10 protein-coding genes and 1 pseudogene are annotated in these 12,528 nt (G+C 69.5%); 1 reads left to right on the top strand and 10 read right to left on the bottom strand.

What is annotated here, in order from left to right; all coding sequences use genetic code 11:
- Window positions 1-4 precede the first annotated feature (4 nt).
- The 4 genes from AC07XP_RS05575 to AC07XP_RS05560 form a co-directional block, all read right to left on the bottom strand.
- Entirely contained in the window at window positions 5-1,027 is a 1,023-nt protein-coding gene (locus AC07XP_RS05575; protein WP_062470813.1) for a Bug family tripartite tricarboxylate transporter substrate binding protein, read from the bottom strand.
- A gap of 85 nt (window positions 1,028-1,112) precedes the next feature.
- Complete coding sequence (locus AC07XP_RS05570; RefSeq protein WP_495264053.1) at window positions 1,113-1,796, bottom strand: hypothetical protein; 684 nt, start codon at window positions 1,794-1,796, stop codon at window positions 1,113-1,115.
- A 118-nt stretch (window positions 1,797-1,914) separates the two neighbouring features.
- Window positions 1,915-2,763, bottom strand: coding sequence for an acid phosphatase (locus tag AC07XP_RS05565; RefSeq protein ID WP_495264052.1), 849 nt, complete (start codon window positions 2,761-2,763; stop codon window positions 1,915-1,917).
- Window positions 2,764-2,785: 22 nt separating this feature from the next.
- Window positions 2,786-4,114 (bottom strand): porin, encoded by a 1,329-nt coding sequence (locus AC07XP_RS05560; protein ID WP_495264051.1) that lies wholly within the window; start codon window positions 4,112-4,114, stop codon window positions 2,786-2,788.
- A gap of 492 nt (window positions 4,115-4,606) precedes the next feature.
- Between AC07XP_RS05560 and AC07XP_RS05555 the strand changes: the two genes are divergently transcribed.
- Window positions 4,607-5,266 carry a Crp/Fnr family transcriptional regulator gene (locus tag AC07XP_RS05555; protein ID WP_062470825.1) on the top strand — a complete coding sequence of 220 codons (660 nt, stop codon included), beginning with the start codon at window positions 4,607-4,609 and terminating at the stop codon, window positions 5,264-5,266.
- Window positions 5,267-5,275: 9 nt separating this feature from the next.
- Here AC07XP_RS05555 and AC07XP_RS05550 read toward each other — a convergent pair whose 3' ends face one another.
- From AC07XP_RS05550 to AC07XP_RS05525, 6 genes and pseudogenes are all read right to left on the bottom strand, one after another.
- Window positions 5,276-6,322 (bottom strand): AraC family transcriptional regulator, encoded by a 1,047-nt coding sequence (locus AC07XP_RS05550; protein WP_495264050.1) that lies wholly within the window; start codon window positions 6,320-6,322, stop codon window positions 5,276-5,278.
- Between the two features lie 21 nt (window positions 6,323-6,343).
- Window positions 6,344-7,339 carry a Bug family tripartite tricarboxylate transporter substrate binding protein gene (locus AC07XP_RS05545; protein WP_495264049.1) on the bottom strand — a complete coding sequence of 332 codons (996 nt, stop codon included), beginning with the start codon at window positions 7,337-7,339 and terminating at the stop codon, window positions 6,344-6,346.
- 43 nt (window positions 7,340-7,382) lie between these two features.
- Complete coding sequence (locus AC07XP_RS05540) at window positions 7,383-8,714, bottom strand: DUF1254 domain-containing protein (protein WP_495264048.1); 1,332 nt, start codon at window positions 8,712-8,714, stop codon at window positions 7,383-7,385.
- The gene (locus tag AC07XP_RS05535) at window positions 8,711-11,071 is read right to left on the bottom strand and encodes an arylsulfatase (protein ID WP_495264047.1); all 2,361 of its coding nucleotides are present in this window, start codon (window positions 11,069-11,071) and stop codon (window positions 8,711-8,713) included. Before AC07XP_RS05535 ends, AC07XP_RS05540 begins: the two co-directional genes overlap by 4 nt.
- A 54-nt stretch (window positions 11,072-11,125) precedes the next feature.
- Window positions 11,126-12,109, bottom strand: a complete 984-nt coding sequence (locus AC07XP_RS05530; protein WP_495264046.1) for a Bug family tripartite tricarboxylate transporter substrate binding protein — start codon at window positions 12,107-12,109, stop codon at window positions 11,126-11,128.
- 245 nt (window positions 12,110-12,354) lie between these two features.
- Window positions 12,355-12,519: pseudogene (locus tag AC07XP_RS05525) on the bottom strand (acyl-CoA dehydrogenase family protein); the annotation flags it as partial.
- Window positions 12,520-12,528 lie beyond the last annotated feature (9 nt).

Raw genomic sequence — 12,528 nt, 5'->3', positions numbered from 1 at the left:
AAGCTCAGTCGGCCGTGATGTTGTTCGCCTTCACGACGGCGCCCCACATCTTGTACTGGTCGCGGGTCATCGCGCCGAGCTGCTCGGGCGAGCCGCCACCGGGCTCGTCCCCGCGATCGACGATGCTCTTGACGACGGTCGGCTCCTTCAGTGCCGCGTTCATGGCGCTGTTGGCCTTCTTCACGACCTCGGGACTCAACCCGGGCGGTCCGTACAGGCCGATGAAGGAGATGATGCTGAAGTCCTTGATGCCGCTTTCCGCGGCGGTGGGCACATTCGGCAGCATCGGCGAACGCTTGTCGCTGGTCACCAGCAGGGGCCGCAGCTGGCCCGACTTCACGAACGGGGCGACGACGGAGGTGGCGTCGAACATGGCGTCGAGGCGACCGGCCATCAGGTCGACCATCGCCGGGCTGCTGCCCTTGTAGGGCACATGGTTCATCGCCGGGTTGCCCAGGCGCTCGCGCAGCAGTTCCATCGTGACGTGGATCAGCGAGCCTGCGCCCCCCGTTCCGTAGTCGATGCCCTTGCCGCTCTTGGCACGCGACTTCACCTCTTCGGCGAACTGCGCGTAGGTCTTGATCGGCGACGTGGCGGGCACCACCAGCACCAGCGGCGACTGCAGCATGATGCCGATGGGGGTCATCTTTTGCGGATCGACGATGCCGAGCTTGGTGTACACGTGCGGCATGATCGTCATCGAGCCGTTGCCCACCAGCAGCTTGTGGCCGTCTGGCGGTGCCTTCATGAGTTCGACGGACGCGATGTTGCCGTTCACGCCGGCCTTGTTGTCGATGACCACGGGCTGGCCGAGCGCGCCCTGCATGCCGTTCGTCAACACGCGGCCGGCGAAGTCGGTCTGCCCGCCGGGCGGGAAGCCGATCAGCAGCGTGACCGATTTGCTGGGCCAGGCCGTCTGTGCCCACGCGGGGCTTGCCCCGAAGGCGCCCAGGCCGAGTGCCGCGGCACCCAGGCAAAGAAGCAGGCGCCGCGGCGCTGCACGAAGGGGCTGGGTGGCTTGGATCATGAAGTCCTCCGATGGGTCGTCTGTGGCACATCGCAGCGCGCCCGCCCGTGGATCGACGCACGGGCCGGGGCGCTGCCCTGCGGGCTCAGTTCACGGCGAAGCAGTACATCAGGCCGGCACTGCCGCTTTGCTTGAGCTGGTCGACGCTGCAGCCCCGCGTGCCGTGCGACGCGTTCCACGAGGCGTTGGCGACCGGGTCGGGGTTGGTGCCCTTCTTGTCGTGGTGGCCGACGATGGCCGAGCCGTCGACGCTGCGCGTCCAGTTGCCGCAGGTGGTGTCCTTGCCGGCGGCGGCCGGCGCGAGCGTGCCGTCGGGGCGTGAGCCGGTGAGGATGTCGTGCCGGTTGACCGGGTCGCCGAAGCCCGAGACCACCTCGCCCTTTTCGGTCAGCGAGGTGTCCTTGCCGAGCTTGGCGTTCGCGCTGTGCAGGTCGGCCACGCTGGTGGCCACGACCACGCCCTTGGCGTTGCGCCACGGCCCGGCGCCGATGCGGTCGCGTGCGTTGACGGCCGGCTGGCCGCCCGCTTCGGCTGCGCTCAGGTAGGCACGCCAGGTCTTGCCGCCCGCACCGGCGCTGGCGGCCAGCGCCTGGCACTGGCGGTCCGCGCCGGTCAGGCCGCCGAGGTCGCCGCCCTTGCCGGGATTGGCACTCGTGATGAAGAAGCTCATCGGGTTGGCGTCCTTGCCCGAAGACATGGCGCCGCATGCAGCGAGGAGTGCGACCGCCGAGGCCGCGGCACCCCATGACAGAACGGAACGATGGCGCATGCGAGGTCTCCTTGGAGTGGTTGGAGTTGGCGAGGCTACCCGCTTCGCACACGCAGCGTTCCCCTCGACAACCCGCACACACGCTGGCCGTGGGCGAGGTGGTCGAGGGGGCGCGTGTTCAGGGCGTCAGCGCCGCGGAACCCGCGATCGCATTCGCCTCGGCCGCGCAGTCGGCGGCAGGCGGAGCGCTGTCCGGGCGGCTGCGTGCCTGCGCGATCTCGTTCTTCGCCGCGCTCATCTGCGCCGTGAACACCGGGTTGGCGTGCAGCCGGCCTACGGCGGCCGCGCCGATCAGGCGTCCCGCTTCGATGTCGCTGCGCCAGTGCACGCCGCAGATGCCGCGGCTTTGCGCGAAGGCGCGGCCGCGCTGCAGCAGCGCGTCCGCGCGCTCCGGCGCGAGCTCCGTCAGCACCAGCGCCCAGGCCCAGCCCAGCGCCGAGTGCCCGGAGGGGTAGGAGCCGTCCTTGGCCAGGTGCGCCTCTTCCTTCGGCGTGCAGCTGGCGGCCTTCAGCGCCACGAAGGGCCGCGTGCGCTGGTACTTCTCCTTGGCCTTGTAGGTGGCGCCGCCGGCATCGGCCAGCGTGCGCCGCAGCAGCATGTTCAGGTGCGGCGTCTGCTGCTCGGAGATGCGCACGCCCAGCGCGCAGGAGAAGGTGGAGGCTGCCTCCGGAAAGCGCAGGTTGGCATCGCGCACCGCGAGCGCGCCGCGCGGCGAACCCTGCAGCGCGGTGAGGCTGCGGAACGCGGCGACGTCGGCCGCCAGCGCGGCCGAGTTGGCCTCGGGCGGCGGTGGCAGCAGCGCCAGGCTGTCGGGCATCTCGGCCGAGGCCAGGTAGCCCTTGAGATAGCCCGACCCCGGGCGTGTTTCGCCGACGTCGGCCGCCGAGGTGGTCGGTGCGGGCGATGTTGCGCATCCGCTCGCGAGCAGGGCCGCGACGAGCAGCGGCGACAGGTGTTTCAAGGCCATGGGTACCTCTTTTCGCATGCGCTCAGAACGCGTGGCGGATGCCGAAGTCGTAGCCCATCGACGAGCGCGGCGCCCAGCCCGCGGCCTGCGCGGTGCCGCCCGTGAGGTAGGCGGCCGAACCGCCGGTGATGGCGCCCATCACGCCGGGGTTGTTCCAGCCGTCCTTGATGCGGATGCGCGACACCGAGGCATACAGCGCGGTGCGCTTGGACAGGTTGTGCACGTAGCCCAGCGAGATCTGGTTGGCCGTGGTGTCGCGGTTGCCGTTCAGGCCCCACAGCAGGCTGTTCAGGTCGGTCGCGGCCGGTGCGCCGTTCTTGTACTTCACCGAGGCGTACGACGCGCGGATGAGGCCCGGGCCCACGGGCACGGTCACGCCCAGCATGTAGCCGTTGTACTTGTCCTTGCGCGTGGCGGTGTTCATGAACGGGACCGCCAGGCCCGGCAGGTTCTGCAGCGTGCCCGTCTCGTTCTTGTCCTGCACGCGCGACACCTCGGCGAACAGCTTGGCGGGGCCGAAGTTGTACGACGCGCCCAGGTTCAGCGCGTTGATCTTGCGCTCCTGCGTGGCGGTCGCGATGCCCAGCGCGTTGAGCGTGGTGCTGTCGGCGGCCGTGCTCTGGCCGTAGGCGATGGCCAGGTCGAGCGGCCCGCTGGCATAGCCCAGGCGACCGCCCACGTAGCGGCCCTTGGCCGATGGCGTGCCGGGCTGGTCGCTGCGCTTGGTGTTCTCGTGCAGCGTGTACTGCAGCTGGCCGTAGACGCCGCCCAGGTTCGGCGGCAGGAAGTAGCCGATCGAGTTGCCGGTGCGGATGTAGTTGTCGGTCGCGGCCACCACGGAGCCGGGGCCGGCGATGGCGGCGATGCGGCTGTTGATGTTGGCGATGAGGTTGGTGCCCACGCCGTTGGTGCCGAAGGGATCGAAGACGGTGTCGTTCCAGAAGGTCGCGGCGTAGTCGCGGCCCAGGCGCAGTTCGCCGAACGGGCCCGACAGGCTCATCGTCGAGCGGCGGTTGAAGTTGGTGATGCCCTTGGCGCCGTCGTCGTTGGTGATGCCCGACTCCAGCCAGAAGCTCGCCGCCAGGCCGCCACCGAGGTCTTCCGTGCCGCGAAAGCCGATGCGGCTGCCCGCATAGCCCGAGTTCGACAGCGCGGTCTGGCTCGTCTTCGCACTGCCGCCCGCGGCGTTCGCCGGTGGCAGCGCGAAGGGGTTGGGGCTGTGGTACGTGCTCTTGGACGTGTAGCGGCTGATGCCGACGTCGACGATGCCGAACACCGTGACGGACGATTGCGCCGATGCAGTACCGGCAGTAGCGAGAAGGGCCAGTGCGGCGAGGGAGTGATGTTTCATGGCAGGTCTTGCTTTGCTTGCTTCTTCAGGGATGAACGAGTCCGCTGGTGCGCATCGCTGCGTTCCAGGGCTCGGGTGTTCCGAAGGGCGGATGCCCTTCGGGGACTTCGGGAAAAAGGGGGGCGGCCTCTAGCCGCGCACGCAGGGCGTGTGGCCGCGCATCACGGCATTCGCATCGCGTCGCGCGAGCCGCGCATGCTGCGCAGGGGTCTCGTCGTTCGCGCATCGCGTCGCATGGGCGACGCAAGAAGCCGGATCAACGAACGCGCCGCGGTGCTGCGAAACAGCGTCAGGCGTGCAGGCAGGGAACGTGCATGTCTCACTTAGGGAGTTCCTCGTTGTTCTTTGATTGGCCAGTCCTATGATAGGAATCGCTGCTCTTCGAATCCGTCAACCAGGCAACAGTTTTTGCTGAGTCATCCCATGGAATACCCGCAACCCGTATCGTAGAGCACAAGGGAAGAGATCGAGCACGGGCTGAGCACGTGCGCGGTGTTTCTCGATTGGCCGAAAGACCGGCTGCGCGAGTTGGCGAACGCCGCGCGCGCCAGGCACTACCGGCGCCGTACGCCGCTCGTGAGTCGCGGCAACCACCAGCGGGAGGTGTTCGTGATCGTGTCGGGCTCGATCGAGATCGCGGCCACCAACGCGGCCGGCGACAAGTACATCCTCTCGGTGCTCGGGGCCGGCCAGATCACGCGCATGGTGCACCTGATCGACGACATGCAGCCCATCTTCGCCTTCGATGCGCGCGCCGATTCGCACATCATCCACATCCCCGGTGCCGCCATGCGGCGCATCCTCGATGCGGAGCCGGTGCTGTGGCGCAGCATCGCCCAGACCATGCTGCGGCGCTATCGCATGAGCGCCGAGATCCTGCAGGACCAGGTGCTGGGCTCGGTGCGCCGGCGCACGGCGATCACGCTGCTCAACATGGTGTATCGCTACGGGGACGCGAGCGGCGCGCCGTGCGACACCGAGCTGCGCGTGTCGCAGACCGACCTGGCGAACATGCTGGGCGTGTCGCGCCAGACCGTCGGCAAGGAACTGGCGCAGTTCAAGGACGAGGGCGTGCTCGGCTGCAACGAGGGCTACCGCCTGGTCACCGTGGTCGACCTGCCCCGACTGCACCGCATCGCCGCGGAAGACTGAGCTGAGGCCTCAGCACGGCGCGCAGGCCAGGCGGTAGGCGTGCGGGCTGGTGCCGGTCCAGCGCACGAAGGCATGCCTGAAGTTGGCGGCCTCGCTGTAGCCCAGGCGCTCCGCGATCTCCTCGGTGGTCATGCGGGTCTTGCGCAGGTACTCGATGGCCAGCCGCAGGCGCACCTCGTTGAGGATCGACCGGTACGTGGTGCCATGCGTGGCGAGCCGCCGCCGCAGCGTGCGCGGCTCCAGCGCGAGCGTGCGGGCCATCGACTCGATGCTCGGAAAGCGCCACGGCATCTGCTCCACCAACTTGCGCCGCACCGCCGCGGCGATGCCGCCGGCATGCGCCAGCCCGGCCACGAACTGCTGGCAGCTCTCGCTGGCCATGGCGTGCGTGAGCGGATCGTGCAGGCGCGGCGCGCGCGTGCACCAGGCCTCGTCGAACTGCAGCGCGTTGTCAGGCTGGCCGAACTGCACGGGGCACTGAAACCACGCCTCCCAGACGCCCGCGCCGTGCTCGGGCGCGGGGCAGGCCAGGCGCAGGCCCGTGAAGCCGAAGCCATCGCCGTACAGGTCGCGTGCCAGCGTCAGGTGGGCCGCGAAGGTGAAGGCCAGCGCAAAGCGGTAGAGCGGATCGCGCGGGTCGGGCGACACCAGCACCTCGAAGCTGCAGGTGCCCGGCGCGCGCGCGGGGTCGTGGTGCATGTCGGCCAGCGGCCCGATGGCGCGGCGGTAGGTGATGGCGAACTCGATCAGCGCGCTGAAGGTGGGGCTGCTCTGCAATGCATAGCCCCACATGCCGTAGGCCGTGAGGTGCATGCGCGCGCCGGCACGCAGCGCCACCGTCGGGTTGCGTGCCAGCGCGAGCGCATTGCGCAGCACGGTCACCGTCTGCGCATACGACACGCGCGTGCCGGGATCGCGCAGCGCGGCCTCGTCGAGCTCGCTGCCGGCCAGGGCCTGTGCGGCGGGGATGCCGTCCGAGGCCAGCGTGGCGACGACCGCGGCGATGCGCTGCGGGGTGTACACCCGGGGTTCGAAATCGGGAGGCGGGTGATGCACGGTTCTCGAGAAGCGGCGCAATCAGTCCAGCGTCACGCCCGTGGCCCGCGTGAGCTTCAGCGACACGGGCAGGAACGCCTTGTACGCCGCCGAGGCTTCGGCCGGCGTGTTGCCGATGGGCTCGGCGCCCATGTCCTCGATGCGGCGCTGCACCTCGGGCTGCTTCACCACGGCGGCGACTTCGCGGCTGAGCTTCTCGACGATGGCGTCGGGCGTCTTGGCCGGCACCAGCAGCGAGGTCGGCGCCATGAGCATGAACATGTCGTCCTTGTAGCCCTGCTCGGCGAAGGTCGGCACCGTCGGGGCGGCCTTGGCGCGCTGCGCGCCGGGCACGGCGATGGCGCGCAGCTTGCCGGCCGCGACGTAGGGCTGGAAGGTGCTGATGGAGCCCACGGTCATCTGGATCACGCCGCTGAGCAGGTCGACCGCCATCGGGCTTTCGCCCTTGTAGGCCGCGTGCAGCGTCTGCGTGCCGTAGGTCTTGTCCATGAAGACCTGCATCTGGTGCGGCTGCACGCCGGGGCCCCAGGAGCCCATCGCGTACTTGCCGGGCGCCTTGCGCACGGCCTCGACGAGGCTTTTGAAATCCTGCGCCGGCACCGAGGGGTGCACGACCATGATCGTGCGCGTGCTCGCGATGTCCGACACGTGGCGCAGGTCGGTGCGCGGGTCGTAGGGCAGCTTCTTGTACAGCGCCAGGTTCGCGGCGATCGGGCCCGGCACCGACAGCAGCACGGTGTAGCCGTCGGGCGCGCTCTTGGCCACGTAGTCGGTGCCGATGATGCCGCCGGCGCCGCTGCGGTTCTCCACCAGCACGGGCTGCTTCAGCCGCTTGGCGAGCCCGTCGCCGACCAGCCGCGCCAGCGCGTCGGCCGAGCCGCCGGCCTGGTACTGGACGATGATGCGGATCGGCTTGCTCGGGTAGTCGGCCTGCGCCAGGGCGGCGCCGGCCGCCAGGTGGAGCCCGACGATGCACAGGCCGGGCGCGCGCAGCGCGCGGAAGCGGGAACGGGTCATGAAGTGAGTGCCTTTCGGGTGGGAGACGATGCGGTCGGTTCGGTCAGGGCAGGCGCTTCAGCGCAGGCGGTGCCCAGCGCCCGTCGAGCACCGGCGCCTGCGGCACGTACAGGCGCAGGTTCATGCTGAAGGGGCCGGCGGGCGCGGGCAGCCAGTTCGGGGCCTTGTCGGCGCCCGGCGACGCGTGCTGGATGTGCAGGTCCAGCGAACCGTCGGCGTTGAAGGCGAGCGCGTCGCGGTCGCCGATGGCGTAGCGGTTCAGCGCGTTGTCGACGAAGAACTGGTCGGGGCCGTACAGCGTCAGCGACCAGAACGCATCGGCCGGCGGCAGCTCGTGCGCATCGAAGTGCAGCACATAGCGCGCAGTGCCCGACAGCGGCTGGCCCTCGCTGTCGCAGACCGAGCGCGGGTACATCGCCTCTTCGCGCGGCAGGGCGCCCAGGCCGGCGTAGGCGACGAAGGCGCGCGCCAGGTAGTCGTTGCCGTAGACGCCCACGTTGCTGCCGAGGCTCCAGCCGTTGCGCACCATGCGCATCGCCGGTGCGCGCTCGAGCATACGCCGGTAGGCATCGGGTGCGGCGCGCTCGAGGGCGCGTTGCACGGCCTCGGGGGCTTCGGCCAGTGCGAAGCGGCGGCCAGGGACGAGGCCGATGCGCTCCATGCGCAGCAGCAATGCACCGTCGGTGGCATGCGGCGGGTTGCGTCGGAGCAGTTCGGCAAAGAGCGCGAAGAAGGCACCGGCACCGAGCGCGGCCACCTGCTCGACGGGCGGGCGCATGTCCATCGCTGCATCGACGTGGCCGGCCGGTGGGTCATGGGGCTTGCCCCAAGCGGACAGCGGCACGGCTTCGAAGCCGGCCTGCAGCGTGTGCACGTGGGCGTAGTCGGCCGCGCCGTTGGTCTGGATGCGCCCGACGATCCAGCCCACGTCCGTGGGGCTCACGATGGCGCGCACGCCCTCGGGCAGCGTGCCTTGCCAGCGCGGACCGACGAGCGCGAAGTGGCCGCCGCCGTTGCCGTTGGTGCGCGTGCCCAGCGTGGCGAACACGTCGGTCCACAGGTCGTAGAACGGAATGACGTGGTAGCGCTCGCCCATGTCCGGCAGCGTCAGCACCAGCGGCTCTTCGCCGACGTCGTACCAGATGTTGGAGTACAGCGTGTCGGCGTTGGGACGCACCACGTCCTTGAAGCCGGCATCGGGGTAGGTGGGCACGTGCACGAAGCGGTTCATCGGCCCGCGCACGCGCGCGCCGTCGGGCTGCGCGACGTTGGTGGCGACGCGGCGCGTCAGCTCCATCACCACCATCGGATAGGCGTAGGTGTAGGCCTCGATGCCGATGGCGTAGGCGTCTGCTTCAGTGATGAACGTGCTCACGACTGCGTCTCCGCATAGCGCAGCCAGACGTCGTGGATGCGCCCGTCGAAGCCGAACGGCGCACGGTCGAAGTACTCGGCCGCCACCGGCGAGCCCAGGTCGCAGCCGACGTCGAAGGTCTCGCAGGCCGAGAAGATGGCCGTCACCGTGACGCCGATGTCGCACGCCGCCACCTGCACGCCATCGACACGCAGCACGGCGCGCGCGGGCCGCTGGGGCGCCGTGCCGTCGCTCATCGTGAACTCGACGTCGATCGCATGGCGTCCGGCGGCGATGCGCGCGGGCGAGCGCGCCTTGAAGCGGTACATGCCGAGCATGTTGTATTCGTAGGCCAGGTGGCCGTCGTCCAGGTACAGGCAGATGCCGCCGTTGAAGCCGCCCAGCGCGAACAGCACGCCGCTCGCGCGCTCGCCCAGCGTGGCATCGACGGTGGCCGTGTGGCTGCGCGTCTTGATGTTGGGCGCGCAGTTCTCGGGAATGCGCGTGATGTCGCCGCTGAAATGCCACGAGGTATGCCGGGGCGCGATGCGGTGCTGCGGCTTCAGCGTCAGGTGGTAGATCGCGCCCAGCGGATAGACGTGGTTGATGCCCGCCTGCACGGCGAACATCTCCTTCATCTGCGCCAGCCTGGCCGGCTGCGCCTGCGCCAGGTCGTGCGCCTGGGCGTAGTCCTTCGCGACGTGGTACAGCTCCCAGACGTCGTTGTCCGGGTCCCAGGTGGCCAGCCCGGGCGCGGCGCCCGCGACCCACGGAATGCGCGGGCCGAACACGCCCGCGGTCCAGCCGTCGTGATGCACCATGCGGCTGCCCGCCACCTCGAAGTACTGCACGCCCTTGCGGCCCTCGGCCTGTGGATGGGCGAAGGTGTAGGCCATCGAGATGCCGTCCAGCGAATCCTGCCGTACGCCGTTGAGCTCGACCGGCGGCGTGATGCCCAAGATGTCGTAGAGCGTGGGCGCGATGTCGTTGACGTGGTGGAACTGCGAGCGCGGCGTGGTGTCGGGCTGGATGCCGCGCGGCCAGGACACGACCAGCGGCGTGCGCGTGCCGCCGAAGTGCGCGGCGATGAGCTTGGTGCTCTGGAACGGCGTGGAGCCGGCCCAGGCCCAGCCCGCATGGTACATGTTGTCGGTCTTGCGCCCGCCGAGCGCGTCGAGACCGCCCAGGCCTTCCAGCAGCTCGAGGTGCTGCGAGATTTTGGTGGAGATGCGGTTCTGCGCCAGCAGCTCGACCACGGTGCCGTTCTGTCCTTCGGCGCTGCCGCCGTTGTCGCTGAACACGAAGAACACCAGCGTGTTGTCGCGCAGCCCGAGCTGCTCCAGTTCGTCGACGACCTTGCCGATCTGCGCATCGGTGTGCTCCAGGAAGCCCGCGTAGACCTCCATCAGCCGGCGCTGGAACGGGCGCTCGGCCTCGGGAATGCTGTCCCAGCTGGCGAGCGTCTCGGGCCGGGGCGTGAGCTCGGCGGTCTCGGGGATCCAGCCCATCGCCTTCTGGCGCGCGAAGGCGCGTTCGCGGTAGGCGTCCCAGCCGTCGTCGAACTTGCCCTTGTACTTGTCGGTCCATTCCTTGAAGACGTGGTGCGGGCCGTGCACCGCACCGGGCGCCCAGTACATCAGGAAGGGCTTGTCGGGCGTGATGGCGCGGTGGCGGCGCAGCCAGCCGCAGGCCTTGTCGGCCATGTCCTCGCTCAGGTGGTAGCCCTCGTCGCGCGGCGGCTCGATGAGCGTGGTGTTCTCGACCAGGCGCGGCTCGTACTGCGAGCTCTCGCCGCCCAGGAAGCCGTAGAAGTGGTTGAAGCCGTGGCCGGTGGGCCAGCGGTCGAAGGGGCCCATCTGCGTGGTCAGGTTGGCCGGCGTGTTGTGCCACTTGCCGAACGCGGCCGTGTTGTAGCCCCAGGCCCCGAGCACCTCGGCCAGGGTGCCGGCGCTCTTGGGAATGACGCCCACGTAGCCGTCCCAGTCGGTGGCGTATTCGGAGATGTGGCCGTAGCCCACGCGGTGCGCGTTGCGCCCCGTCAGCAGCGACGCACGCGTGGGCGAGCACACGCCGCAGTTGTGGAAGGCGTTGTAGGTGATGCCGCTGCCGGCCAGCCGCGTCAGCGTGGGCGTGTGGATCTCGCCGCCGAAGGTGTCGGGGTGCGCGAAGCCGGCGTCGTCGAGCATCACGATCAGCACGTTCGGTGCGTCGTCGCGCAGGTGCGGCACCGCCTTGCGCCGCTCGTGCGTGGACTCCGACAGCTTGCGCCCCGCGATGCTGGCGCTGGGCGGCGCGTCGAAGGGCAGGTGGCCGCCCTGGCCGGGCAGGGTGTTGAAGCCGCCGAGGGGCGCGGACGGGTTGGTTTTTTCTTGTGTCATGGGTGTTCTCTTGGACGCGCGGGGCAGGGCCCCGGCGTCGTGGTGGATGGAGCGTCAGTCCAGCGTGACGCCGATGGACTTGACCAGGGCGCTCCAGTCCTGCAGGTCCTGGCGCAGGACCTCCTTGAACTGCTCCGGCGTGGGGCGCGGCAGGTCGGTGAAGTTGAGTTCGCGCAGGCGCTGGGTCACGGCCGGGTCCTGCAGGGCGCGGTAGATCTCTTCGTTCAGGCGCTTGACGACGGCGGGCGGTGTCTTGGCCGGCACGAAGAAGCCGTACCAGGTGTAGTTCTTGAACGGGAACCCGGCCTGCGTCATCGTGGGCACGTCGGGAAGCATCGGCAGGCGGTCGGGGCCGCTGTAGGCCAGGGCCTTGACCCGGCCGGCCTTCACCACCTCGATGGTGGAGGAGATGTCGGCGAAGCCGGCGTCCACCTGGCCGCCCATGAGGTCCTGCACGCAGGGGCTGCTGCCCTTGTAGGGCACGTGCAGCAGCGAGATGCCGGCCTGCTTCTTCAGGCTTTCCATCGTGAGGTGGCCGCCCGAGCCGTTGCCCCACGAGCAATAGTTGAGCTTGTCGGGGTTGGCCTTGGCATAGGCGACGAAGTCCTTGAGCGTGTTCGGCGGCAGGTCCTTGCGCACCAGCAGCAGGTTGCCGCCGCGGCCCACCTGCGCAACGGGCGCGAAGTCCTTGAGCGGCTCGTAGGGCAGCTTCTTGTAGAGCGCCGGGTTGATCACCATCGTGGCGGCGTAGGTGAACAGCACGCGCGTGCCGTCGGCCGGCCCCTTGGCGACGAAGTCGACGCCCAGGATGCCGTTGGCACCGGCGCGGTTGTCGACGATCACGCTCTGCTTGAAGGCCTTGCCTAGCACGTCGGCGAACAGCCGCGCGATGAGGTCGGTGCCGCCGGCGGGCGGCGTGGGCACGACGATGGTCACCGTCTTGCTTGGGTAGCCGGCGCCGTCTTGCGCCGTGGCCGCGCCGGCGAGGGCGAGAAGGGCCAGCGCGGTGAGTGCCGGCCGCAGCAATGTCCTGTTCACGGAAGTGTCTCCTTGGGAATGGGGTCGCGCAGGCCCCGCGCCGCTGGGCGCGTCCCCCATGGCTATGGGGGTGGGACTGCGTCTCCATGCTAGGAAACAGCGGCCATCGATTCCGTCAACCAGCCGACAGATTCGCCGACACCGGCTCGGGGAATACCCTCTGGCTCAGCCGGATGTGGGCCGTATGTCGACCGGCGAGGGCGCGTTGTCGTTCCGTGGTCGCGCGCACCCTCGACGCGACGCTGTCATGCGCCCAGCTTGCGTGCGATCAGGTCTTTCATGATCTCGCTCGTGCCGCCGTAGATGCGCTGCACGCGCGCGTCGGCATACATGCGTGCGATCGGGTACTCGACCATGTAGCCGCAGCTGCCGAAGAGTTGCAGGCATTCGTCCAGGGCCTTGCCCTGCTGCGCGTAGGG

It is taken from the genome of Variovorax sp. GW531-E2 (assembly GCF_059423125.1).
Note: the sequence above shows the minus strand (reverse complement) of the source record. Positions and strands in the feature narration are given on the sequence as shown.

What these genes read in the sequence shown, in the direction of transcription:
- AC07XP_RS05575 (WP_062470813.1), bottom strand. Translation starts at nt 1,027, where the DNA reads ATGATCCAAGCCACCCAGCCCCTTCGTGCAGCGCCGCGGCGCCTGCTT.
- AC07XP_RS05570 (WP_495264053.1), bottom strand. Translation starts at nt 1,796, where the DNA reads ATGCGCCATCGTTCCGTTCTGTCATGGGGTGCCGCGGCCTCGGCGGTC.
- AC07XP_RS05565 (WP_495264052.1), bottom strand. Translation starts at nt 2,763, where the DNA reads ATGGCCTTGAAACACCTGTCGCCGCTGCTCGTCGCGGCCCTGCTCGCG.
- AC07XP_RS05560 (WP_495264051.1), bottom strand. Translation starts at nt 4,114, where the DNA reads ATGAAACATCACTCCCTCGCCGCACTGGCCCTTCTCGCTACTGCCGGT.
- AC07XP_RS05545 (WP_495264049.1), bottom strand. Translation starts at nt 7,339, where the DNA reads ATGACCCGTTCCCGCTTCCGCGCGCTGCGCGCGCCCGGCCTGTGCATC.
- AC07XP_RS05535 (WP_495264047.1), bottom strand. Translation starts at nt 11,071, where the DNA reads ATGACACAAGAAAAAACCAACCCGTCCGCGCCCCTCGGCGGCTTCAAC.